The sequence below is a fragment of the Enterobacter sp. 01-M-03-SI-ECC genome (assembly GCF_047530215.1).
Taxonomy (GTDB): domain Bacteria; phylum Pseudomonadota; class Gammaproteobacteria; order Enterobacterales; family Enterobacteriaceae; genus Enterobacter; species Enterobacter chengduensis.
In genome coordinates this window covers 91,540-113,234 of the sequence record NZ_JBLKDA010000006.1, presented here as the reverse complement: position 1 = coordinate 113,234, position 21,695 = coordinate 91,540, and the positions used below count along the sequence as shown (strand labels likewise).

20 protein-coding genes are annotated in these 21,695 nt (G+C 56.1%); 9 read left to right on the top strand and 11 right to left on the bottom strand.

The genetic code is table 11. The annotated features are described in order from the left end of the window. Positions 1-136: 136 nt before the first annotated feature. From lldD to ACMWKK_RS08110, 7 genes are all read right to left on the bottom strand, one after another. Complete coding sequence (gene lldD / locus ACMWKK_RS08140; RefSeq protein WP_045328547.1) at positions 137-1,324, bottom strand: quinone-dependent L-lactate dehydrogenase; 1,188 nt, start codon at positions 1,322-1,324, stop codon at positions 137-139. Next, positions 1,321-2,094 (bottom strand): transcriptional regulator LldR, encoded by a 774-nt coding sequence (lldR, locus tag ACMWKK_RS08135; protein WP_032644435.1) that lies wholly within the window; start codon positions 2,092-2,094, stop codon positions 1,321-1,323. Before lldR ends, lldD begins: the two co-directional genes overlap by 4 nt. Then, positions 2,091-3,746: an L-lactate permease gene (lldP, locus tag ACMWKK_RS08130; protein WP_045328542.1), complete on the bottom strand. Its 1,656-nt coding sequence runs from the start codon at positions 3,744-3,746 to the stop codon at positions 2,091-2,093. The genes lldR and lldP overlap by 4 nt, the downstream gene beginning before the upstream one ends. 272 nt (positions 3,747-4,018) lie before the next feature. Beyond that, positions 4,019-4,381 (bottom strand): YibL family ribosome-associated protein, encoded by a 363-nt coding sequence (locus ACMWKK_RS08125; protein ID WP_048994140.1) that lies wholly within the window; start codon positions 4,379-4,381, stop codon positions 4,019-4,021. A 58-nt stretch (positions 4,382-4,439) separates the two neighbouring features. Next, complete coding sequence (gene mtlR, locus ACMWKK_RS08120) at positions 4,440-5,030, bottom strand: mannitol operon repressor MtlR (protein WP_406542772.1); 591 nt, start codon at positions 5,028-5,030, stop codon at positions 4,440-4,442. Continuing rightward, on the bottom strand, positions 5,027-6,175 hold the full coding sequence (gene mtlD / locus ACMWKK_RS08115; RefSeq protein ID WP_045328537.1) for a mannitol-1-phosphate 5-dehydrogenase: 1,149 nt from the start codon (positions 6,173-6,175) through the stop codon (positions 5,027-5,029). Before mtlD ends, mtlR begins: the two co-directional genes overlap by 4 nt. Positions 6,176-6,279: 104 nt before the next feature. Then, positions 6,280-8,187, bottom strand: a complete 1,908-nt coding sequence (locus ACMWKK_RS08110; protein ID WP_112780056.1) for a PTS mannitol transporter subunit IICBA — start codon at positions 8,185-8,187, stop codon at positions 6,280-6,282. A gap of 652 nt (positions 8,188-8,839) precedes the next feature. Here ACMWKK_RS08110 and ACMWKK_RS08105 point away from each other — a divergent pair. The 6 genes from ACMWKK_RS08105 to aldB all read left to right on the top strand — a co-directional run bounded on the left by ACMWKK_RS08105 (position 8,840) and on the right by aldB (position 16,118). Next, the gene (locus ACMWKK_RS08105; protein WP_112780057.1) at positions 8,840-9,196 is read left to right on the top strand and encodes a DUF3302 domain-containing protein; all 357 of its coding nucleotides are present in this window, start codon (positions 8,840-8,842) and stop codon (positions 9,194-9,196) included. A 2-nt stretch (positions 9,197-9,198) separates the two neighbouring features. Next, positions 9,199-10,335: an HlyD family secretion protein gene (locus ACMWKK_RS08100; protein ID WP_112780058.1), complete on the top strand. Its 1,137-nt coding sequence runs from the start codon at positions 9,199-9,201 to the stop codon at positions 10,333-10,335. Positions 10,336-10,426: 91 nt separating this feature from the next. Then, positions 10,427-11,035, top strand: coding sequence for a glutathione S-transferase (locus ACMWKK_RS08095; RefSeq protein ID WP_045328532.1), 609 nt, complete (start codon positions 10,427-10,429; stop codon positions 11,033-11,035). A 228-nt stretch (positions 11,036-11,263) separates the two neighbouring features. Next, a complete protein-coding gene (gene selA / locus ACMWKK_RS08090; RefSeq protein ID WP_112780059.1) occupies positions 11,264-12,649 on the top strand; it encodes an L-seryl-tRNA(Sec) selenium transferase in 1,386 nt (461 codons plus the stop codon). Next, the gene (gene selB / locus ACMWKK_RS08085) at positions 12,646-14,493 is read left to right on the top strand and encodes a selenocysteine-specific translation elongation factor (RefSeq protein ID WP_112780060.1); all 1,848 of its coding nucleotides are present in this window, start codon (positions 12,646-12,648) and stop codon (positions 14,491-14,493) included. Before selA ends, selB begins: the two co-directional genes overlap by 4 nt. 86 nt (positions 14,494-14,579) lie before the next feature. Then, positions 14,580-16,118, top strand: coding sequence for an aldehyde dehydrogenase AldB (gene aldB, locus ACMWKK_RS08080; RefSeq protein WP_112780061.1), 1,539 nt, complete (start codon positions 14,580-14,582; stop codon positions 16,116-16,118). Here aldB and ACMWKK_RS08075 read toward each other — a convergent pair. After that, positions 16,115-17,080 (bottom strand): LysR family transcriptional regulator, encoded by a 966-nt coding sequence (locus ACMWKK_RS08075; RefSeq protein ID WP_112780062.1) that lies wholly within the window; start codon positions 17,078-17,080, stop codon positions 16,115-16,117. The two genes, aldB and ACMWKK_RS08075, sit on opposite strands and share 4 nt — an antisense overlap. Positions 17,081-17,197: 117 nt before the next feature. Between ACMWKK_RS08075 and ACMWKK_RS08070 the strand changes: the two genes are divergently transcribed. The 3 genes from ACMWKK_RS08070 (at position 17,198) to ACMWKK_RS08060 (ending at position 18,755) form a co-directional block, all read left to right on the top strand. Beyond that, a complete protein-coding gene (locus tag ACMWKK_RS08070; protein WP_112780063.1) occupies positions 17,198-17,938 on the top strand; it encodes a MipA/OmpV family protein in 741 nt (246 codons plus the stop codon). Between the two features lie 209 nt (positions 17,939-18,147). Continuing rightward, on the top strand, positions 18,148-18,333 hold the full coding sequence (locus ACMWKK_RS08065) for a type II toxin-antitoxin system HicA family toxin (RefSeq protein WP_112780064.1): 186 nt from the start codon (positions 18,148-18,150) through the stop codon (positions 18,331-18,333). A 14-nt stretch (positions 18,334-18,347) separates the two neighbouring features. Next, complete coding sequence (locus tag ACMWKK_RS08060; RefSeq protein WP_112780065.1) at positions 18,348-18,755, top strand: type II toxin-antitoxin system HicB family antitoxin; 408 nt, start codon at positions 18,348-18,350, stop codon at positions 18,753-18,755. A gap of 3 nt (positions 18,756-18,758) precedes the next feature. Here ACMWKK_RS08060 and ACMWKK_RS08055 read toward each other — a convergent pair whose 3' ends face one another. The 3 genes from ACMWKK_RS08055 to ACMWKK_RS08045 all read right to left on the bottom strand — a co-directional run bounded on the left by ACMWKK_RS08055 (position 18,759) and on the right by ACMWKK_RS08045 (position 21,695). Beyond that, on the bottom strand, positions 18,759-19,835 hold the full coding sequence (locus tag ACMWKK_RS08055) for a type I restriction endonuclease (protein ID WP_112780066.1): 1,077 nt from the start codon (positions 19,833-19,835) through the stop codon (positions 18,759-18,761). Between the two features lie 310 nt (positions 19,836-20,145). Next, positions 20,146-20,841 carry an L-ribulose-5-phosphate 4-epimerase gene (araD, locus tag ACMWKK_RS08050; protein WP_112780067.1) on the bottom strand — a complete coding sequence of 232 codons (696 nt, stop codon included), beginning with the start codon at positions 20,839-20,841 and terminating at the stop codon, positions 20,146-20,148. After that, the gene (locus tag ACMWKK_RS08045) at positions 20,835-21,695 is read right to left on the bottom strand and encodes an L-ribulose-5-phosphate 3-epimerase (protein ID WP_112780068.1); all 861 of its coding nucleotides are present in this window, start codon (positions 21,693-21,695) and stop codon (positions 20,835-20,837) included. Before ACMWKK_RS08045 ends, araD begins: the two co-directional genes overlap by 7 nt.

The window sequence follows — 21,695 nt, the reverse complement described above, 5'->3', positions numbered from 1 at the left end:
TGTCTATACAATTGCGGACGGCAGGTGGATGTCAAATTTTCTTATCCAATATGTTATCTGGATGTTATTTTTGGCATAAAAAAGCGTCCGAGGGGGAGATCGGACGCGTGAGAAAGAGGGGTTAACGAGGGGAGATTTAAGCCGCGTTTCCCTGAGCAAGCGGAGCCAGCGCCGCCGGTAATTTGCTTAACTCCTGCACCAGAGAGTCTTTGCTGATTTCGCCAATCGTCTTCGCGCCGGTCAGCGTCATTGCCACCTTCATCTCTTTTTCGATCAGGTTAAGCAGGTTCGCCACGCCTGCCTGGCCCGCCGTCGCCAGCGCGTACAGATACGCACGCCCCAGCAGCACGCTGTCGGCACCGAGCGCAATCATGCGCACCACGTCCAGGCCGTTGCGGATGCCGCTGTCGGCCAGGATGGCGATATCGCCTTTCACCGCATCGGCGATGGCCGGCAGGGCGCGAGCGGAGGAGAGCACCCCGTCGAGCTGGCGTCCGCCGTGGTTAGAGACCACAATCCCGTCTGCGCCAAAGCGTACCGCGTCGCGGGCATCTTCCGGATCGAGGATCCCCTTGATCACCATCGGGCCATCCCAGAATTCGCGGATCCACTCGAGGTCTTTCCATGAGATGGACGGATCGAAGTTGTTCGCCAGCCAGCCGATGTAATCCTCCAGTCCGGTCGGTTTACCGAGGTAGGCCGAGATATTGCCCAGGTCGTGCGGGCGACCGTTGAGGCCGACGTCCCACGCCCACTGCGGATGCGTCACCGCCTGCCAGTAGCGGCGCAGGGCGGCATTCGGGCCGCTCATGCCGGAGTGCGCGTCGCGATAGCGCGCGCCGGGGGTTGGCATATCAACGGTAAAGACCAGCGTGGAGCAGCCCGCCGCTTTGGCGCGCTCGAGCGCGTTACGCATAAAGCCGCGATCCCGCAGGACGTACAGCTGGAACCACATTGGCCGCTTGATGGTCGGGGCGACCTCTTCAATCGGACAAACCGAGACGGTAGAGAGGGTAAACGGAATGCCTTTGGCATCCGCCGCGGCGGCGGCCTGCACTTCGCCACGGCGGGCATACATACCGCACAGGCCTACAGGCGCCAGCGCCACGGGCATGGAAAGCGTTTCGTTAAACAGTTTCGTCTCAAGGCTCAGGTCAGACATATTTTTCAGCACGCGCTGGCGCAGGGCCACCTCCGACAGGTCTTCCACGTTGCGGCGAAGGGTGTATTCGGCATACGCCCCGCCGTCGATGTAGTGGAACAGGAACGGGGGCAAAATGCGCTGCGCCGCGGCGCGATAGTCACTGGCTGCTGAAATGATCATGCTTTGTTCTCCCTGGAAATATCACTGTCGCCAGGCAGACGGGTAATACGCGCCTGTCGGGCCTGGTCTTCATCAAATCGTTTAATGGTGGTGTGCACGAAGCCGAGATGCGCCATCATCGCCTTGCGTGCGGCCTCGGCATCACCGGCCAGAATGGCGTTGAGCACCGCCTCGTGCTGCTCTGTGAGCTGGGCAAACACCGGCGGAACCAGATACATGCGCTGGCGGCTCTGCTTCACGGACGATTGCAGCAGGTCGAAGAACCCGCGCATGGTCTGGAGCAGCACCACGTTGTGCGACGCCTCGGCAATCGCCAGGTGAAAACGCACGTCCGCCTGGGAGGCGATATCCGGGTCGCTGCTTTGCGTGGCCTCAAAGCAGGCGACGAGTTTCTCTTTGTCGGCGTCGGTTGCCCGCATGGCCGCGTGCCAGGCGGTACTGGTTTCGATGGCGTGACGCGCTTCCAGGATGTCGAAGCTGTAGTCCGGGTCGTTCTCCATCAGCGTTTTCAACGGCTGAACGATGTTTTGCTCGGACCAGTCGTCATGCTGCCAGCGTACAAAGGTGCCGCCGCCGCGACGGCTCACCAGTACCCCTTCGCTGACCAGCGTCGCCAGCGCCTCGCGCAGGGAATTACGCGACACGCCAAGCTGGGCGGCGAGCTGGCGTTCGGCGGGCAGCTTCATGCCCGCTTCCAGCTGTTGTTCTTCAATCAGCGCCCGCACGCGAGAGGCAATCTCGTCGGACAGGCGTCTGGGCATCACTATCATGGAATCATCCAGGTTAAGACATAGGCCTGCAGGGTGGTGATCGCCCCGACCATGCAGGTGAATATCAGGCTGTGCTTCACGGTAAAGCGGAACAGATCCGACTCTTTACCGACCAGTCCCACCGCCGCGCAGGCAATGGCGATGGATTGCGGAGAGATCATTTTTCCGGTCACGCCGCCGGTGGTGTTTGCGGCCACCAGCAGGACGTCCGACACGCCAATCTGCTGGGCCGCCGTGGCCTGCAGCGCGGCAAACAGGGCGTTAGACGAGGTATCTGACCCGGTCAGGAACACCCCCAGCCAGCCGAGGAACGGCGAGAAGAAGGTGAAGGCGTGGCTGGTATGCGCCAGCGCCAGTGCCAGCGTCGATGACAGGCCGGAGTAGTTGGAGATAAACGCGAACGCCAGCACCATGCCGATGGAGTAAATCGGCAGCATCAGCTCTTTAACGGTCGCCGCAAAGGTCTGCACCGCGGCGGCAGGCTTCATGCGCAGCCACACTACGGAAAGGATCGCGGCAAACAGGATGGCGGTCCCGGTGGCGGAGAACCAGTCGAATTTATAGACCGCAGCATACGGCGTGGCGGCGTGCACCACCGGCGGCATGCGGGCGACCATCTTGTCGAGGAACGGCACGGAAATATTAATCACCATGTCGTACAGCGCGCCGCCCGGTGCGAACAGGGCCTTAAACGGCGGGATGCTCCACAGGGTGACCGTTGCGGTCAGGAACAGGAACGGCGACCAGGCGCGGATCACCTGCCCAGCGGTATAGCCCGTGCGCGCCAGGGTTTGATCGACCTGCGAGGCGCCCATGTCGGCGAAGCGGAAGATACGTACCGGCTGCCAGCGCTTCAGGAACAGCGTCAGGCAGACCAGAGAGACCAGTGAAGAGATAATGTCCGGCAGTTCCGGGCCAAGGAAGTTCGAGCTGAGATACTGGGCAATCGCGAACGAACCGCCTGCCACCATTACCGCAGGCCAGGTCTCCTTCACGCCGCGCCAGCCGTCCATAATCGCCATGATCCAGAACAGGACGATAATGGTCAGGAAGGGCAGCTGGCGGCCTACCATCTGGCCGATCTCAAAGCTGTCCAGCCCGGTAACCTGTCCGGCCACCAGAATTGGGATACCCATCGCGCCAAACGCCACCGGGGCGGTGTTCACAATCAGGCACAGGCCCGCGGCATAGAGTGGGTTAAAGCCGAGCCCCACCAGCAGCGCGGCGGTGATCGCCACCGGTGCGCCAAAGCCTGCCGCCCCTTCCAGAAACGCCCCGAAGGAGAAGCCGACAATCAGCATCTGCAGGCGCTGGTCCGGCGTGATGGAGAGAATCGACGAGCGGATGATGTCGAACTGCCCGGTTTTCACCGAGATTTTATAGACAAAGACCGCCGCGATGATGATCCACGCAATCGGCCACAGGCCGTAGAAGAAACCGTAGACGACGGAGGCCAGCGCGCGATCGACCGGCATTTTGTAGAAGAACAGCGCTACCATCAGGGCGATAGCAACGGTATAGGTCGCGGCAAGGTAGCCCTTCAGCTTGAGCTTAATCAGCGCAAAGAAGAAGAACAGGATCGGCAGCGATGCGATCAGGCTCGACAGCCAGATATTGCCGGCCGGGTCGTAGTTTTGTTGCCAGAGGCTCATGCAGGTCTCCTGGGGACCAGACAGCCTGTGCTGCGGGTGAGTCTCCGCTCAACTCTGCGTCACACGCTGTGTAAAAGTGGTCCTGCCAATGTTGTGTTGTAGGGTTAATGACAATGAATGGTTAACCAGATGTTATGAGCTAGCAATGGTTTTGTGAGCGAAAATAATGGAATTGTGAACCGAGGGAGGATTGATTGCGTTATTGGTTGGACCAATTAACGTGAAGGGGGAACAGAGTAGGCCGGGTAAGCGCAGCGCCACCCGGCATGAAATCAGAACGCCGTCTTACAAAAGCCCGTCATCTCTTTCAGGCCCATTTCGCGGCCAAGCTCGGTCATCGGGTGTACCACCACCAGGCCACGGACGCTTTTCTTCAGCTTGCCCATGTCGGCCTGCTCTTTTTTGGTGATCGCACGGCGGTGCGGCATGCCCATCAGCTTCTGTGCTTCTTTACTCAGCTTCTGGCCTTTCACCTCGCGCAGACGCTCGATTTCGGTTTCCAGCGTGGCGGCTTCTTTTTCCAGCTCGGCGTACTTTTCGGCGGAATCGACCAGCGACAGGCCCGCCATCTGGTGGCGGATCAGATCCAGACGGTCGCTCAGGCGTTTAATTTCGTTCTTTTCGACTTCTTTCATGACAAATAACTCTGAAAACGGGGAATTTACAGGGAAGGATACACCAATGTGAGCAGGCTTACTTCTGAAACGCTTTTTTTAAGCTGATTCGGGAAATCAGCTCAGTCAGGGAGAGAACCATCGTAGAACGGACAACCTGTTGATAACGCAGCTTTTGCATCGCATAGAGCTCAGGATCGCTGTTATCAAAATGGGGAGCAGGGGGCAGCGCGGTAACGCAGTGCAGCTCGCCGAACGGCCCGAGGATCTCATCGTCGGTAAACGTGTACTCGTTACCGTCATGGTTGAGCTCTTCGCGCAGCGCCATTAACAGCTCCGCATCTTCATACTCTTGTCGGTTCAGCACGCCAAGACCATAAATCAGCTTCAGACGCACGGATAAATCGCCCAGCGGTCCGTCGCCGTCCAGTAACGGTTCTACAGCATATTTTACCGCGTAGTCGTCTTTGCGAAACACCTGAAGCACCATGATATTCACCGCCTCGGTTAACAGCTCGACGGCGGCTATCAGGAAACTTCGTACGGTTTTGCCAGCATTCAGACGCTCAAGCACACGATTTTCAAAGGCCTGGGTTTGTTCCATTATTGCCTGCATATCTGACAATCTATAATCTGGGCGCAGGTTAACCTGCGCCGCACTGTGCATCATTTGGTTGCGTTGTATGCGTTAACCGCCTCCACAACCACGTCGCTGTTGGCGTCCAGACCGGAAATCTGTGCCAGCGCAGCCTGCGCGCCTTTGGTATCAATCAGCTGGGCCAGCTCAATCGCCTGCGGGTCCTGCTCGCTGCGGTAGTGCATGGCAGCGGCAATGCCTTTCACCAGGTTAACGTGCGGCAGGCCGTATTCCAGCGTGCCGAGCAGCGGCTTAATCAGACGGTCGCCCGCGCTCAGCTTACGCAGCGGCTGACGGCCCACGCGCTCAACGTCATCTTTCAGATACGGGTTTTCAAAGCGACCGAGAATTTTCTGGATGTATGCTGCGTGTTTATCCGCATCAAAACCGTAGCGTTTGATCAGCACCGCGCCGCTCTCTTCCATTGCCCCTTTTACCACCGCGCGGATCTTCTCATCGAGGATCGCGTCACGAATGGTCTGATGACCGGCCAATTTTCCGAGGTACGCGGTTATAGCATGCCCGGTGTTCAGCGTGAAGAGTTTGCGTTCGACAAATGCCATCAGGTTATCGGTTAATTCCATGCCCGGAATGGTCGGCAGCGCGCCCTTAAACTGGGTTTTATCGACGATCCACTCGCTGAAGGTTTCAACGGTCACTTCCAGCGGGTCGTTGGTGGCGGATTCTGAAGGCGGCACGATGCGATCGACAGCGGAATCCACAAACCCGACGTGCGCTTCAACCCAGGCTTTGTCTTCGTCTGCTACCGCGTTGAGAACGTGGCCTTTCAGCTGCGTGGTGCCGCGCACCATGTTTTCACAGGCGATGATGTTCAGCGGCGTTTCAATACCCTGCGCCTTACGTTTTGCCAGGCCTTTCGCGACCGCAGGGGCGATGCGCTCAAGCACAACCGGGCCCACGGCGGTGGTGACCAGATCGACGCTGGCGATCAGGTCAATCACGTCGTCGCCGATGCTGCTGACCGCGTTGACGCCGGATACCGTCTCAACCTGCTCGTTTTCGCCCACCACGTGAACCTGATAGCTATGACGCGCATTCAGGGCATCCAGGACAACCTGATTCACATCGGCGAACGTCAGGGTAATGCCCGCGTCTGCCAGCAGTTTGCCGATAAAGCCACGACCGATGTTACCTGCGCCAAAATGTAATGCTTTCATAGTGTTAACCTTCATCAATGTTTTTACCCGAGAGGGCTGGGGTGAGGAGCTTTCTCCCCCTCACCCTAGCCCTCTCCCCGGAGGGGAGAGGGAAGAGAACGGACCTACTTGTTCAACAGCGCCAGCACTTCTTCCACGCTGGTGGTATTGGCCAGACGCTCAATAACCGTTTCGTCATCCAGCGCGTTGGTCAGGCTGGTAATCACCTGAATGTGCTCGTTATTGCGAGCGGCGATACCAATCACCAGTCGGGCGATGTCGTCTTCTTCTTCACCGAAGCGCACGCCCTGCGGATACTGACAGAATACGACGCCGGTTTTCAGGACGCGATCTTTCGCTTCAACCGTACCGTGCGGCACCGCGATGGATTCGCCCAGGTAGGTTGGCGTCAGTTTTTCGCGTTCCAGCATCGCATCGACGTATTCAGGCTGAACGTAGCCGCCTTTTACCAGCTGCTCACCGGCAAAGCGAATCGCCTCTTCTTTGGTTGCCGCAGTACGACCGAGGAAGATGTTTTCCGCACCCAGTTTGAACAGGTGGGCATTGCTCTCGTCAAAGCTATCCTGCAGGCTGGAACGCACCTTCACTTCGTTATCTTCGTGACGCTGTGCGGCAACCAGGCGTTCGGTCAGGCTGGTGTACAGACCGCTGTCGAGGAAGTTGGTCAGCGAAATGTGCTGTGCCTGCGGCACCTGGCGCATGGCGCGCTCGGTCAGGTCGCGGTGGGTGATGACCAGGTCAACGTCCGGCGGCAGGCTGTTAATGGCGCTGTTGGTGACGGAGATGTTGGTCAGGCCCGCATCCTGCACTTTCTTGCGCAGCACGCCGGCACCCATTGCGCTGGAACCCATACCGGCGTCGCAGGCAACGATGATTTTACGCACGTGGCTCAGGTCGTTAGACACTTCACCCGCCGCCAGCGGGGTTGCGCCCTTGGATTCGGCTTTCATGTCGTGCATACGGCGGGTTGCCGCTTCGATATCGTCATCTTCTTTCACTTTGCTGGTTTTCAGCAGGATAGAAGAGACCACGAAGGAGACCGCCATGGCCGCACAGATCGCCGCGATGTTGGCGAAGTACGCCCCTTTTGGCGTCATCGCCAGTACCGCCAGGATAGAACCCGGAGAAGCAGGGGAAACCAGGCCGCCGCCCAGCACGCTCAGGGTGAACACGCCGGTCATACCGCCGAGGATAACGGCCAGGATCAGACGCGGGTTCATCAGCACGTACGGGAAGTAAATTTCGTGGATACCGCCCAGGAAGTGGATGATCGCCGCACCGCCAGCAGACTGTTTCGCGCTGCCGCGACCAAAGAACATATACGCCAGCAGGACGCCCATACCCGGACCCGGGTTGGCTTCAATCAGGAAGAAGATGGACTTGCCGAGATCGTGCGACTGCTGGATGCCCAGCGGCGAGAAGATACCGTGGTTGATGGCGTTGTTAAGGAACAGGATTTTCGCCGGTTCAACGAAGATTGACGCCAGCGGCAGCATGTCGTGTGCCACCATGAAGTTAACGCCCGCCGCCAGAATTTTGGACAGCACTTCAACCGCAGGACCAATGCCGAGGAACGCCAGAATCGCGAGGATCATCCCAATGATGCCCGCAGAGAAGTTGTTCACCAGCATTTCGAAGCCGGATTTGATCTTACCATCAACCCAGACGTCGAATTTTTTAATCGCCCAGCCGCCCAGAGGACCGGCAATCATGGCACCGAGGAACATCGGCATATCCGCACCGACAATCACGCCCATTGTGGTGATGGCACCCACGACGCCACCACGGTCACCGCCCACCAGACGACCACCGGTGAAACCGATGAGCAGCGGCAGGAGGTAAGTAATCATTGGGCCAACAAGTTTCGCCAGCGTTTCGTTAGGCAACCACCCTGTCGGAATGAACAATGCGGTGATAATACCCCACGCGATAAACGCGCCGATATTTGGCATCACCATGTTGCTGAGGAAACGACCAAAGCTTTGAACTTTGATCTTGAAATCGGATGACATAAAACACCCCTTCTTCTGTTTACGCTTAGGCTTGCGGCCCGAGGTTTATTGTTAATGAGGCGGCAGAGGTAGCCGGGCCCTGTTCTGATGCTGTGAAATCTGGCACTGAATCGTTCAACTGTCCAGACAGCGGAAATTTGTGTGATGTACGTCACGTAAAGATAGGGGGTGTGGATATCAATGGAGTGATCTTAGTCACAAAATTGATGGGCAAAAAAAATACGATGGCGAGAAAAAAGGCAAAAGTCACGAGTTTGTGTGATTGTTGTCACGTTTTTGTTTGGTGTGTTTGTTTCCGAATTGTGACTAATTTCACAAAATATTTTTATGCAGATTTCTCCGGCTGCGATCGCCAGCAAACTCTGATTTGCGATCGTGGGTTCGAATGGATGCCACACAAAAAGCTAAAAAAAAGGGTCACGAATGTCGTATGGCAAAAAGAACAAAGCTGGATTACGCTCATATTGTAAGGTTACCTCTTTTATTATTCAGGATATATTTTGACACGCTTATAAACTTGCGTGGAGATATTATAAAAACCGATACTCCCCGGCTCTGAAATAGTAAGCACAACCCTGTGTTTATATAAATTAATTAGGTTGCGTACCATTCTATTAATTTAATGAGTAGACGTTGTTTAAGTGAGGAGAATATGTTTCTCAACTATTTTGCGCTGGGCGTATTGATTTTTGTATTTCTGGTTCTTTTTTACGGAATCATCGCTATCCATGACATCCCTTATAATATGGCCAAAAAGCGTAACCACCCGCATGCCGATGCCATTCATACGGCAGGCTGGATTAGCCTGTTTACGCTCCATGCCATCTGGCCGTTCCTGTGGATCTGGGCCACGCTGTACCGCGAAGATCGCGGCTGGGGTATGCAGAACCACATCACAAAGCCGGATGAGGTCCCGGGCATGGATGCGCTTGCCAAACGCGTGGCGGAACTCGAACAAAAGCTGGCCGCGGTAAAGCCCGCTGTTGATAAGAATACGCTGGAGCGCTGATCGTGGATCTGTTGATTATTTTGACCTACGTGGCATTTGCCTGGGCCATCTTTAAACTATTTCGTATTCCGGTTAACCAGTGGACGCTTGCCACCGCAACATTAGGTGGGGTATTTATTGTTGCCGGACTGATTCTGCTAATGAACTATAACCACCCGTATACCTTTACGGCGCAAAAAGCGGTTATTTCTATTCCGATTACGCCGCAGGTGACCGGAGTCGTCAGTGAAGTAACCGATAAAAATAACCAGCTTATTAAAAAAGGCGAGGTGTTATTTAAGCTGGATCCGGGCCGCTACCAGGCGCGGGTCGACAGACTGCAGGCCGACCTGGTGACCGCGACGCATAACATTGACGGTCTGAAAGCGCAGCTTGCAGAAGCCGTCGCCAATACCACCCGCGTCTCCGCGGAGCGCGACCGCCTGTACAAAGATTATCAGCGCTACCTGAAGGGCAGCCAGGCAAAGGTGAATCCGTTCTCTGAAAGCGATATCGACAACGCGCGGCAGAACTATCTGGCACAGGATGCGCTGGTAAAAGGCTCCGTGGCTGAACAGACGCAGATTCAAAGCCAGCTGGACAGCATGGTGAACGGCGAACAGTCGCAGATTGCCTCCTTACGCGCCCAGCTTGCCGAAGCCAAATACAATCTAGATCAGACCGTGGTGCGCGCGCCGAGCAATGGCTATATCACTCAGGTGCTGATTCGTCCGGGAACCTATGCCGCCGCGCTGCCGCTGCGTCCGGTGATGGTCTTTATTCCGGAACAGAAGCGCCAGATCGTGGCGCAGTTCCGCCAGAACTCGCTGCTGCGTCTGAAGCCGGGCGATGAGGCGGAAGTGGTGTTTAACGCGCTGCCGGGCCAGGTGTTCTCCGGTAAGCTCACCAGCGTTCTGCCGGTGGTGCCTGGCGGGTCGTATCAGGCGCAGGGGGCGTTGCAGGCATTGACCGTCACGCCGGGTACGGATGGCGTTCAGGCGCTGATTGAGCTGGAACCCAACGCCGACGTCGATGCCCTGCCGGACGGCATCTATGCCCAGGTGGCGGTTTATTCGGACCATTTCGCCCACGTCTCGGTGATGCGTAAAGTGCTGCTGCGGATGACCAGCTGGATGCACTATCTCTACCTCGATCACTGATTCTTCCCCGGGCAGGAATGCGACACGCATATCTGCCCTTTTTTCATCGCTTGATCCATACTGACTTTTTTCCGGCATCAAGGATCAGGCAATGAAACTTATCGGTAGCTACACCAGTCCCTTCGTGCGAAAAATCTCGATTCTCCTGCTGGAGAAAGGGATTGAATTTGAATTCATCAACGAACAGCCCTACAACGCCGAAAACGGCGTCGCGCAGTACAACCCGCTGGGGAAAGTTCCGGCGCTGGTGACGGACGAGGGGGAATACTGGTTCGACTCCCCGATTATTGCGGAGTATATCGAGCTGCTGGGCGTGGCCCCGGCCATGCTGCCTGCTGACCCAAAAGCAGCGCTGGCGATGAAGCAAATTGAAGCGCTGGCCGACGGTATTATGGATGCGGCACTGACCTCAGTTCGCGAGCAGGCCAGGCCCGCCGCCCAGCAGTCGGAAACGGAACTGTTGCGCCAGCGGGAAAAAATCAGCCGCAGCCTGGACAGGTGCGAACAGCTTATCCAGGAGGGGAAAATCGAGACCGACAGCCTGAACCTGGCGACCATCGCCATCGCCTGCGCCATCGGCTATCTCAACTTCCGCCGCGTGTCCCCGGGCTGGTGCGTCGACCGTCCGCTGCTGGTGAAGCTTGCTGACACGCTGTTTAGCCGCGAGAGCTTTGCCCGTACTGAACCGCCAAAGGCTTGACGCGGGTTATACCCGTCATACTTCAAGCTGCATGTGCGTTGGCTTTCCTCGTTCACCCCAGTCACGTACTCATGTACGCTCCTGGGGATTCACTGCGTCGCCGCCTTCATGCAACTTGAATTATTTAGGGTATATAACACTTCGGCGTCGGAGGCGGTACAATCCCTCCACATGTTAACTCCCTCTCCCGTCGGGAGGGGGGAAGATATTTACTCGCCAGGCGCTTTCATGACTACTCATCATTCGCTGTACAGCCAGATCCCCGCTACCGACCGTCTTCTTCGCGAGCCCCGCATTCATGCTGTTGTTGAGCGTTTCGGCCATACCGCGACGGTTGCGATGTTACGCCAGCTTCAGGATGAAGCCCGCCGCGCGATTCAGGCCGAAAACGCCTTACCCGACTGGTGCGCCGCGTGGGAGCAGGAAGTGGGGCAGAGGCTGGACGAGAAAGCGCAAAGCGCGTTACGCCCGGTGATTAACCTGACCGGTACCGTGCTGCATACCAATCTGGGCCGCGCGCAGCAGGCGGAAGAGGCGGTTGCTGCGGTCGCGCAGGCGATGCGTGCGCCGGTCACGCTGGAGTACGATCTGGACGGTGCCGGGCGCGGGCATCGCGATCGCGCCCTGGCGGACCTCCTGTGCCGGCTGACCGGCGCGGAAGATGCCTGCATCGTGAATAACAACGCTGCGGCGGTGCTGCTGATGCTGGCGGCCACCGCCAGCGGCAAAGAGGTGGTGGTTTCTCGCGGCGAGCTGGTGGAGATTGGCGGGGCGTTTCGCATCCCGGACGTGATGCGCCAGGCGGGCTGTACGCTGCATGAGGTGGGCACCACCAACCGTACCCACGCGAAAGATTATCGCGCGGCGGTGAACGAAAACACCGCCCTGCTGATGAAGGTCCACACCAGCAATTACCAGATTGAAGGCTTTACCAAAACGGTTGAAGAGGCCGAGCTGGCGGCGATGGGGCGCGAGCTCAATATTCCGGTGATTGCCGATCTCGGCAGCGGTTCGCTGGTCGATCTGAGCCGGTACGGCCTGCCAAAAGAACCGATGCCGCAGGAGATGATTACAGCGGGCGTTAGCCTGGTCAGCTTCTCCGGCGACAAGCTGCTGGGCGGGCCGCAGGCCGGGATTATCGTCGGCAAGCGCGAGCTGATTGCGAAGCTGCAGCAGCATCCGCTCAAGCGCGCCCTGCGTGCCGATAAAATGACCCTTGCCGCGCTGGACGCAACGCTGCGGCTCTACCTCCATCCGGAGAAGCTGGCCGACCGCCTGCCCACGCTGCGCCTGTTAACCCGCGATGCCGCCTCGATTCGCGCCCAGGCCGAATTACTTCTGTCGCGCATCGCCCCGCACTACCCCGACTTTGACGTCCGCATTGAGCCCTGCCAGTCGCAGATTGGCAGCGGTTCGCTGCCGGTGGACAGGCTGCCGAGCGAAGCGCTCACCTTTACCCCGCGCGACGGGCGCGGCAGCCACCTGGAAGCCCTGTCGTTGCGCTGGCGCGGCCTGCCGACGCCGGTTATCGGGCGGATTTACGATGGCCGAATGTGGCTGGATCTGCGCTGCCTTGAAGATGAAGCGCGATTTCTGGAGATGATGTTGAAATGATTATTGCCACCGCCGGTCATGTCGACCACGGAAAAACCACGTTGCTGCAGGCCATCACCGGGATAAACGCCGACCGCCTGCCGGAAGAGAAAAAGCGCGGCATGACCATCGATCTGGGCTATGCCTACTGGCCCCAGCCCGATGGCCGCGTGCTGGGGTTTATTGACGTTCCGGGGCATGAAAAGTTTCTGTCCAACATGCTGGCGGGCGTGGGCGGCATCGATCATGCCCTACTGGTGGTGGCCTGCGATGACGGCGTGATGGCGCAAACCCGCGAGCATCTGGCGATCCTGCAGCTGACCGGCAGCCCGCAGCTGACCGTGGCGCTGACCAAAGCCGATCGCGTGGATGACGCCAGAATCAGCGAGGTGCGCGAAGCAGTACAGGCGACCCTGGGCGAGTATGGCTTTGCCGACGCACCGCTATTTGTCACCGTGGCGACGGAAGGCCGCGGTATCGACGAACTTCGCCACCACTTGCAGCAACTTTCACCGCGCGAGCATGCCAGCCATCACCGCTTCCGTCTGGCGATTGACCGCGCATTTACCGTAAAAGGCGCGGGTCTGGTGGTCACCGGTACCGCCTTGAGCGGTGAAGTGAAGGTGGGGGATAGCCTGTGGCTGACGGGGGTGAACAAGCCGATGCGCGTACGCGGCTTACATGCGCAAAACCAGCCCGCAGAGCGCGCTCATGCCGGGCAGCGGATCGCACTGAACATCGCCGGGGATGCGGAAAAAGAGCAGATTAACCGCGGCGACTGGCTGCTGGCCGATGCCCCGCCTGAACCGTCTGAACGCGTCATTGTCTCCCTGCAGGCCAGCGCGCCCCTGACCCAATGGCAGCCGCTGCATATTCACCACGCGGCCAGCCATATCACCGGGCGCGTGTCGCTGCTGGAAAACGACCTTGCCGAACTGGTATTCGATTCCCCGCTCTGGCTGGCAGACAACGATCGTCTGGTCCTGCGGGATATCTCCGCGCGGGAAACGCTTGCCGGGGCGCGGGTGGTCGCGCTTAACCCGCCGCGACGCGGCAAGCGTAAGCCGGAATATCTGCAGTGGCTGGCCGCGCTGGCACAGGCGCCGGATGATAGCGCCGCGCTGCGGGTGCATCTCGATCGCGGCGCGGTAAACCTGAGTGATTTTGCCTGGGCACGCCAGCTGAGCGGGGAAGGCTTACGGCAGCTGACACAAGAGCCGGGCTTTATTCAGGCCGGTAACAGCCTGCTGAACGCCCCGGTTGCCGCACGCTGGCAGCGTAAGATTCTGAACACGCTGGCGACGTATCATGAACAGCATCAGGACGAGCCTGGTCCGGGCCGCGAGCGCCTGCGCCGCATGGCGCTGCCGATGGAAGACGACGCGCTGGTGCTGCTGCTGATCGAAAACATGCGTGAAAGCGGGGTGATAAAAAGCCACCACGGCTGGCTGCACCTGCCGGAGCACAAAGCCGGTTTCACCGCAGAGCAAGAGGCAATATGGCAAAAAGCGGCCCCGCTGTTTGGCGATGAGCCGTGGTGGGTTCGCGACCTGGCCCGGGAAACAAACACCGACGAGCAGATGATGCGTCAGGTATTGCGGCACGCGGCGCAGCAGGGGCTGATAGTCGCGATCGTGAAAGATCGTTATTACCGTAACGATCGGATCGTGGCGTTTGCTAACCTGATCCGCGAGCTGGATCAGGCGCGTGGCTCAACCTGCGCCGCCGATTTCCGCGACCGGCTGAACGTCGGCCGCAAGCTGGCGATTCAGATCCTGGAGTACTTCAACCGCATCGGCTTTACCCGCCGCCGCGGTAACGACCATCTTCTGCGAGATTCGTTATTATTTCCTGAAACTCCGTGACCCCCGTCGTAAACACCGTTACCGGTTGGCGAGAAAATCGCCAGCCGGAACTACCCTTGTTGTACACCAACAGCAAGGAGACTGTCATGACAAACAATCCTCCCTCATCGCGTATCCAGCCTGGCGAGTATGGTTTTCCCCTCAAGCTGAAGCCCCGTTATGACAACTTTATTGGCGGCAACTGGGTCGCTCCCGTCGACGGCGAATACTATTCCAATCTGACCCCGGTGACCGGCCAGCCGCTGTGTGAGATTGCCAGCTCCGGCAAGCGCGATATCGACCTGGCGCTGGATGCGGCGCACAAAGCGAAAGAGAAATGGGCTCAAACCTCCGTGCAGGATCGCGCGGCCATTCTGTTCAAAATCGCCGACCGGATGGAGCAGAATCTGGAGCTGCTGGCGACGGCGGAAACCTGGGACAACGGCAAGCCGATCCGGGAAACGATGGCGGCTGACGTGCCGCTGGCCATCGACCACTTCCGCTATTTTGCCTCCTGTATTCGCGCCCAGGAGGGGGGGATCAGCGAGGTCGACAGCGACACGGTGGCGTACCACTTCCACGAACCGCTGGGCGTGGTGGGGCAAATTATTCCGTGGAACTTCCCGCTGCTGATGGCGAGCTGGAAAATGGCCCCCGCGCTGGCGGCCGGAAACTGTATTGTGCTCAAACCGGCGCGTCTGACCCCGCTCTCGGTGCTGCTGCTGATGGAAATCGTTGGCGATCTCCTGCCGCCGGGCGTGATTAACGTGGTGAACGGTGCGGGCGGCGAGATAGGGGAATATCTGGCGACCTCAAAACGGATCGCCAAAGTGGCGTTTACCGGGTCGACGGAGGTGGGCCAGCAGATCATGCAGTACGCCACGCAGAACATCATCCCGGTGACGCTGGAGCTGGGCGGGAAATCCCCGAACATCTTCTTCGCGGACGTGATGGAGGAAGAAGATGCCTTCTTCGATAAGGCTCTGGAAGGGTTTGCGCTGTTTGCGTTTAACCAGGGCGAAGTCTGTACCTGCCCAAGCCGCGCGCTGGTGCAGGAGTTTATCTATGAGCGCTTTATGGAGCGGGCCATTCGCCGCGTTGAGTCTATCCGCAGCGGTAACCCGCTCGATAACGTGACGCAGATGGGGGCGCAGGTCTCGCACGGGCAGCTGGAAACTATCCTCAACTACATCGATATCGGTAAAAAAGAAGGGGCGGATATTCTCACCGGCGGTCGCCGTAAGGTGCTCGGCGGGGATTTGCAGGAGGGCTATTACCTTGAGCCGACGATCCTGTTTGGTCAGAACAACATGCGCGTCTTCCAGGAGGAAATTTTCGGACCGGTGCTGGCGGTGACCACCTTCAAAACGATGGAGGAAGCGCTGGAGATTGCCAACGACACGCCGTATGGCCTGGGGGCTGGCGTCTGGAGCCGCAACGGTAATCTGGCCTATAAAATGGGCCGAGGCATTCAGGCCGGGCGCGTCTGGACCAACTGCTACCACGCCTATCCGGCACACGCCGCATTTGGCGGTTATAAGCAGTCGGGCATTGGGCGTGAAACCCACAAGATGATGCTGGAACATTACCAGCAGACGAAATGTTTGCTGGTGAGCTACTCCGATAAACCGCTGGGGCTGTTCTAATCGCCCACTTCAGGCCGTCCATAGGCGGCCTGAGCAATTTGCTGGCGCAGGCAGTTCAGAACTCCATCCAGAACGTACTGCACACGCCAGGGCTGGTAGTCGCGTTTGCGAAAAATGGCCGTCAGATCGAGCCACCACTCTTCCTGGTGCGGGAAGCAGGGGACCAGCATCCCGTGCGTTAATTCTTTTTTCAGACTCTCTTTTGGCGCAAAAACAATCCCAAGATTATTTCTCGCCAGTTCCAGGGCCGTCTGCGTATTGTCACAAATATAATTACCGGTCACCCGGTAATCATGTACCTCATTACTGCCATGCACGCGAAAACGCCAGATGTTGGCATCATCGACCAGCATGGAGTCAATGAGAATACAGGAGTGATGAATTAAATCTTCAGGTCCGGTTAAGGGATGGTTATTTAAATACTCTGCGGTTGCGAAGGCCGTGACGGAATATTTTGTCAGAACGCTGGCAACCAGATTTTCATCTTTTGGCTGTGCATAGGTAATTAAAATATCGCAGTCATCCGGAAAGGAAACGCCTTCCGAAAATTCATTCCGATCGAGGTTGTAGGTTTTCAGGGAGATGCGGATATCGCCGATGTCTTCTATCTGGTGGATCACGTGTCGCGCGAGGTAGGTGACGATACCCGTCGGGGCATAGATCGTCACTTTTCCGCGCTTTTCATGCTTATAATCAGCAATGAAATTAACCAGCTGGCTGTTCTTATCCAGCGTGGCATTCACGTAGGGGAGTAATGCTTCACCAAACTGGGTCAGGGACAGCTGGCGGGTGGTGCGCTCAAAAACCTTGAGCCCAACCCGCGTTTCAAAATCAGAGAGATATTTACTGACGTTGGCCTGCGCCATGCCCAGCAGGGCGGCGGCATCACCAATGCTGTGGGTGGCGGCGATGACGGAGATTATTTTTAATTCACGAGGTTTTAGCTGTAATTTGTTCATCATGCACACCCATCTATATGATTTTATATATAATATTATATAAACCGCAGCGTTGCATTGGCAATTTTGTAACCATTATTATGCGCCTCGCTTGTTTGGCATTTAAATGGATTACATGGAATGACTATTAAATACAATTTACTCATCGCGGCCACGTTAATTGCATCAACGTCTGCTATGGCCGGTGAATTTTCACTTGGAGCGGGGGCTGTATTTAATGAGTCTCCTTACAAAGGCTATAACAAAAATACAACCGCAGTACCATTAATTAGCTATGAAGGCGATCGTTTCTATATTCGCCAGACCACGGGCGGATGGATTTTGTGGAAAGATCCAAACAATGAGCTCAGCCTGACCGCCTCATGGATGCCGCTGCATTTCGATCCTGATGACAACGACGACCATCAGATGAAGAAGCTCGATGAACGTAAGGCGTCCGCATTCCTCGGCGGCGCGTACTACCGCCACGAAAGCTGGGGTTCGCTGAAAGTGGCCGTTTCAGGCGATGCGATGGATGAAAGCGGCGGCGTGGTGGGTGAGGTGTCGTACTTCCATCCCATCAGAATGGAACGCCTGACCCTGACGCCTTCTGCTGGCGTGTTCTACAGCGACGAAAGCTATAACGACTACTACTATGGCGTCTCCGGCAGCGAGTCCCGCCGCTCAGGACTGAATCAATACACCGCCGGTGACAGCTGGACGCCATACGTAGGCCTTGCGGCTAAGTATCAGCTAACCGAGAAGCTGTACCTCAACGCCAGCGCGGTTTACACCGTGTTGCCTGACGACGTGAAGAACAGCCCGATGATCGACCGCGACGACAGCTTCGCACTGATGACCGGCATGACCTGGCGTTTCTGATGCGGTAAAGCCGGGTGGCGGCTGCGCCTTACCCGGCCTACGATCGTGCCTGCATTTTTATCTGCAATACAACGTATTCCTTTTTCATTTCTCGATGCTTCTTCCTGTTCTGCCAAAACACGGCTGCACCGATGTTCCTTATGCGCTAATGTGAATCGACCCGATAGCGATGGTGTGTATCATGTGTATAATCATGGAAGGATTGGGATGTGAAAAGTGCGGATGTCATTACTGTTCTGATCGGCCATGGCTGGAAATGTGTCAGAACGAAAGGAAGCCATCATCAGTTTCGCCATCCCGAACATAAAGGGCTGGTTACTGTCCCACATCCTAAGAAGGATATTAAACCGGGCACTCTCGCCCAGATTTGGCGACAGGCGGGAATTAAACACTGATATCAGGAGTAGTTATGTTTTATCCGGCTTACATACATTCTGACTCCGACGGTAGCGCCAGCGGCTTTTTCCCTGACGTTCCAGGCTGTTTTTTTGCAGGTGATTCCCTGGACGACGCTTTTCAGGATGCACGTGATGCGCTAACAGCGCACTTCGAAGCGCTGTTTGAAAGGGATGATGCACTGCCTCTTCCGGGGAATGTGGAAGCGCATCTGGAAAGTCGTCCTGAGGATTTCACAGGCGGGCAATGGCTGTTGGTGGATATTAATATGAGGCAGTTCGACGGGAGGGCCGAGCGCATCAACATCACGATGCCGCGACGTTTGCTGGTAAAGATTGATTCCTTTGTCAGCGAGCATCCTCAGTTCGGTAATCGAAGCGCATTTCTGGCTGAGGCAGCACGTCGCGTGCTGCCTGGGTAAAGATTAACTATAGAGAGCTGCGGTTGCTTTCAGAATATCGGCAAAGGAATATATATCATCTACTGTCGCTATGGGATGGCGCGTTTCGTTTTTTTCTATATCGAAAAGGCCGATGTATTTTTGTGTACGATTAAAATGCAGCCGACAAATGGGTTTGCGATTGTTATCGTCTACCAGGATACCAAAGTAGCTTTTGGTATCTCTGTGAGTTATGCGTGCCGCCTCGAGTACTTCTCTGGTGATAGCTTTAACAATGTGATATCCCTCAAGTTCCTCTATCGTTGTTACCACATCGCTTTCATCTTTATGTTCTTCTTCCTCAACATGTAATGCCTCATTTGGGGTTTCGACGATCGCTGGTGTTATGCTCGTGATGGCTGATTTGAGGCGCTCATTTACCTGATCATTTATGTACTGACTTGCCGCTTTTTTGGTTAAATTTAAAAAAGACTCCCTGACTTTTTGGGTCAGAATTCCATCATAAACGCGGGATGCAAAAAACTTCACAAAGTCATCTTCAGGGTTATTTAGCTGAGAATGTAAGATTTTCTTGATTTGGCTAACATATTTTAATTCACCAGCAGCATTGATAATTGATTCCAGATCAAACGAAGATTTTGTTAATTTTTTTAACTCAGGTATTATATTCTCATCGATGTCAAGAAGGTCTACCTCCAGAAAAGGTTTCTCATCCATTTTATTAGGTGCATCAAGGTCGGTAAAGAATTTGTAATTTTGACCATTGGTAAGAATTGAAATTCTGGCGTTTGTTACATGGAAATATCTGAATAACTGCGATGCATGATTTATATTTAATGGCTCACCAATTTTTTTACATTCAATAAGTATTTGAACGTCATTGTTTTTCATTATGGCGTAATCGATTTTTTCGCCTTTTTTTGTGCCAACGTCACAGATAAATTCAGGAGTCACTTCTGAAGGGTCAAAAACATCATAGCCAAGAACATTATGAATGAATGGCATTACAAAAGCTGTTTTTGTTGCTTCTTCAGTATTAATTACTTCAAGCTGCTGTTTTATTTTATTAGATAATGCATTTAATTTTTCAGTGAATTCCATGGGATATCCTTATTTTTAGCTGTGTGTCTTTATGGAATAACACTAAAATGCACGTCAGACAATGGGGTGTGTGTTCTGATAGATAGCAAAAAAACAATACCGGGGCTTGGATCACATTGTCTTTCAAATATTGATAGTCAGCGAGTTGGTCATCACCCACGCTCGATAAAAATATTATATATTAAGAAAGGATGCATTATTCTTATTTATGTATCATCCATTAAATCCGCATTTCCTTTTCTCCCCTATTTGGCTAACATCCGCCGTCCGGAAACGGCGGTGCAACAAGGAACACATTCATCCCGGATGATCACTGGCCATAATAGGCATTCGCTCCGTGCTTGCGCAGATAATGCTTGTCGAGGAGCTCCTGCTGCATAACCGGAAGCTGTGGCGCGAGCTGGCGCGAAAAGAGGCCCATATAGGCGCACTCTTCCAGCACGACGGCATTATGGACCGCATCGGCAGCGTCTTTACCCCAGGCGAACGGGCCGTGGGAGTGGACCAGCACCGCCGGAATTTGCATCGGGCTTAAGTCGCGCTCCTCGAAGGTTTTGATGATAACTTCACCCGTCTGGTATTCGTATTCTCCCGCAATCTCTGCCGCCGTCATCGGGCGCGTGCAGGGAATGGCCCCGTAGAAATAGTCCGCGTGCGTGGTACCCCAGGCGGGTAGGTCGAGCCCCGCCTGCGACCAGATTGTGGCGTGGCGAGAGTGGGTATGCACGATGCCGCCAATCTCCGGATAACGGCGATACAGCGCAAGATGGGTGGGCGTGTCGGAAGAGGGCTTTTTATTACCCTCGACAACCTGACCCGTGGCGATATTCACCACCACTATATCCTCCGCGGTCATCACGTCGTACTCCACGCCGGAGGGCTTAATCACCATCATGCCGCTTTGGCGGTCCACCGCGCTGACGTTGCCCCAGGTAAAGGTCACCAGCTGGTGGGCGGGCAGCGCCAGGTTTGCTGCCAGCACCTCGGCTTTGAGCTGTTCTAACATGTCATGCCTCCTTCCTGCATACGGGCTTCAATCCAGCGGCGCGCCTGGATAATCTCCAGCACCGGCTCTTTTGCTTTTTCAGTCCACATTTCAATCAAAAACGCGCCGCGATAGTTCAGCTTATTCAGGGTGTGAAAGACGCCGACAAAATCGACGCAGCCTTCGCCAAACGGCACGTCGCGGAACTGTCCGGGGCTTTGCGCGGTAACGGGTTGGGTATCTTTCAGGTGAATCGCCGCAATGCGGTCAATGCCCAGCGTCAGCTCGGCGGTGACGTCGTTGCCCCACGCGCTCAGGTTGCCAACGTCCGGGTAGACGCTGAACCACGGTGAGGCGAGCATCTCATCCCACTTCTTCCATTTGCTAATGGAGTTCATAAACGCGGTATCCATGATCTCCACCGCCAGCATCACCTGTGCGGCGGCGGCCTGCTCCACGGCCCACGCCAGCCCTTCGGCAAAGCGCCGCTGCGTTCCCTCGTCATGCTCTTCGTAATAGACGTCATACCCGGCAAGCTGGATGGTGCGAATGCCCAGGTCACGCGTCAGCCTGATGGCTTTGGTCATGATCTCCCGGGCGCGTTCGCGCACGGTTTCATCCCGGCTGCCAAACGGAAAGCGGCGGTGGGCAGACAGGCACATGGACGGGACAGACACCCCCGTTTCCAGCATCGCTTCAACCATCGAGGCGCGCTGCGCGGTGCTCCAGTCGAGGCGCGATAATCGTTCATCGGTTTCATCGACCGACATCTCGACAAAATCGAACCCGCAGCTTTTTGCCAGTACCAGCCGTTCCGGCCAGGAGAGATCTTTTGGCAGCGCTTTTTCGTAAATCCCTAACGGATGCTGACGCAT

Coding starts and splice junctions, on each gene's coding strand:
- selA (WP_112780059.1), top strand. CDS start 11,264: ATGACTACTCATCATTCGCTGTACAGCCAGATCCCCGCTACCGACCGT.
- mtlR (WP_406542772.1), bottom strand. CDS start 5,030: ATGATGCACAGTGCGGCGCAGGTTAACCTGCGCCCAGATTATAGATTG.
- ACMWKK_RS08105 (WP_112780057.1), top strand. CDS start 8,840: ATGTTTCTCAACTATTTTGCGCTGGGCGTATTGATTTTTGTATTTCTG.
- aldB (WP_112780061.1), top strand. CDS start 14,580: ATGACAAACAATCCTCCCTCATCGCGTATCCAGCCTGGCGAGTATGGT.
- ACMWKK_RS08075 (WP_112780062.1), bottom strand. CDS start 17,080: ATGATGAACAAATTACAGCTAAAACCTCGTGAATTAAAAATAATCTCC.
- mtlD (WP_045328537.1), bottom strand. CDS start 6,175: ATGAAAGCATTACATTTTGGCGCAGGTAACATCGGTCGTGGCTTTATC.
- ACMWKK_RS08045 (WP_112780068.1), bottom strand. CDS start 21,695: ATGCGTCAGCATCCGTTAGGGATTTACGAAAAAGCGCTGCCAAAAGAT.
- ACMWKK_RS08125 (WP_048994140.1), bottom strand. CDS start 4,381: ATGAAAGAAGTCGAAAAGAACGAAATTAAACGCCTGAGCGACCGTCTG.
- ACMWKK_RS08060 (WP_112780065.1), top strand. CDS start 18,348: ATGTTTTATCCGGCTTACATACATTCTGACTCCGACGGTAGCGCCAGC.
- lldP (WP_045328542.1), bottom strand. CDS start 3,746: ATGAGCCTCTGGCAACAAAACTACGACCCGGCCGGCAATATCTGGCTG.
- ACMWKK_RS08055 (WP_112780066.1), bottom strand. CDS start 19,835: ATGGAATTCACTGAAAAATTAAATGCATTATCTAATAAAATAAAACAG.
- lldR (WP_032644435.1), bottom strand. CDS start 2,094: ATGATAGTGATGCCCAGACGCCTGTCCGACGAGATTGCCTCTCGCGTG.
- selB (WP_112780060.1), top strand. CDS start 12,646: ATGATTATTGCCACCGCCGGTCATGTCGACCACGGAAAAACCACGTTG.
- ACMWKK_RS08095 (WP_045328532.1), top strand. CDS start 10,427: ATGAAACTTATCGGTAGCTACACCAGTCCCTTCGTGCGAAAAATCTCG.
- ACMWKK_RS08070 (WP_112780063.1), top strand. CDS start 17,198: ATGACTATTAAATACAATTTACTCATCGCGGCCACGTTAATTGCATCA.
- araD (WP_112780067.1), bottom strand. CDS start 20,841: ATGTTAGAACAGCTCAAAGCCGAGGTGCTGGCAGCAAACCTGGCGCTG.
- ACMWKK_RS08110 (WP_112780056.1), bottom strand. CDS start 8,187: ATGTCATCCGATTTCAAGATCAAAGTTCAAAGCTTTGGTCGTTTCCTC.
- lldD (WP_045328547.1), bottom strand. CDS start 1,324: ATGATCATTTCAGCAGCCAGTGACTATCGCGCCGCGGCGCAGCGCATT.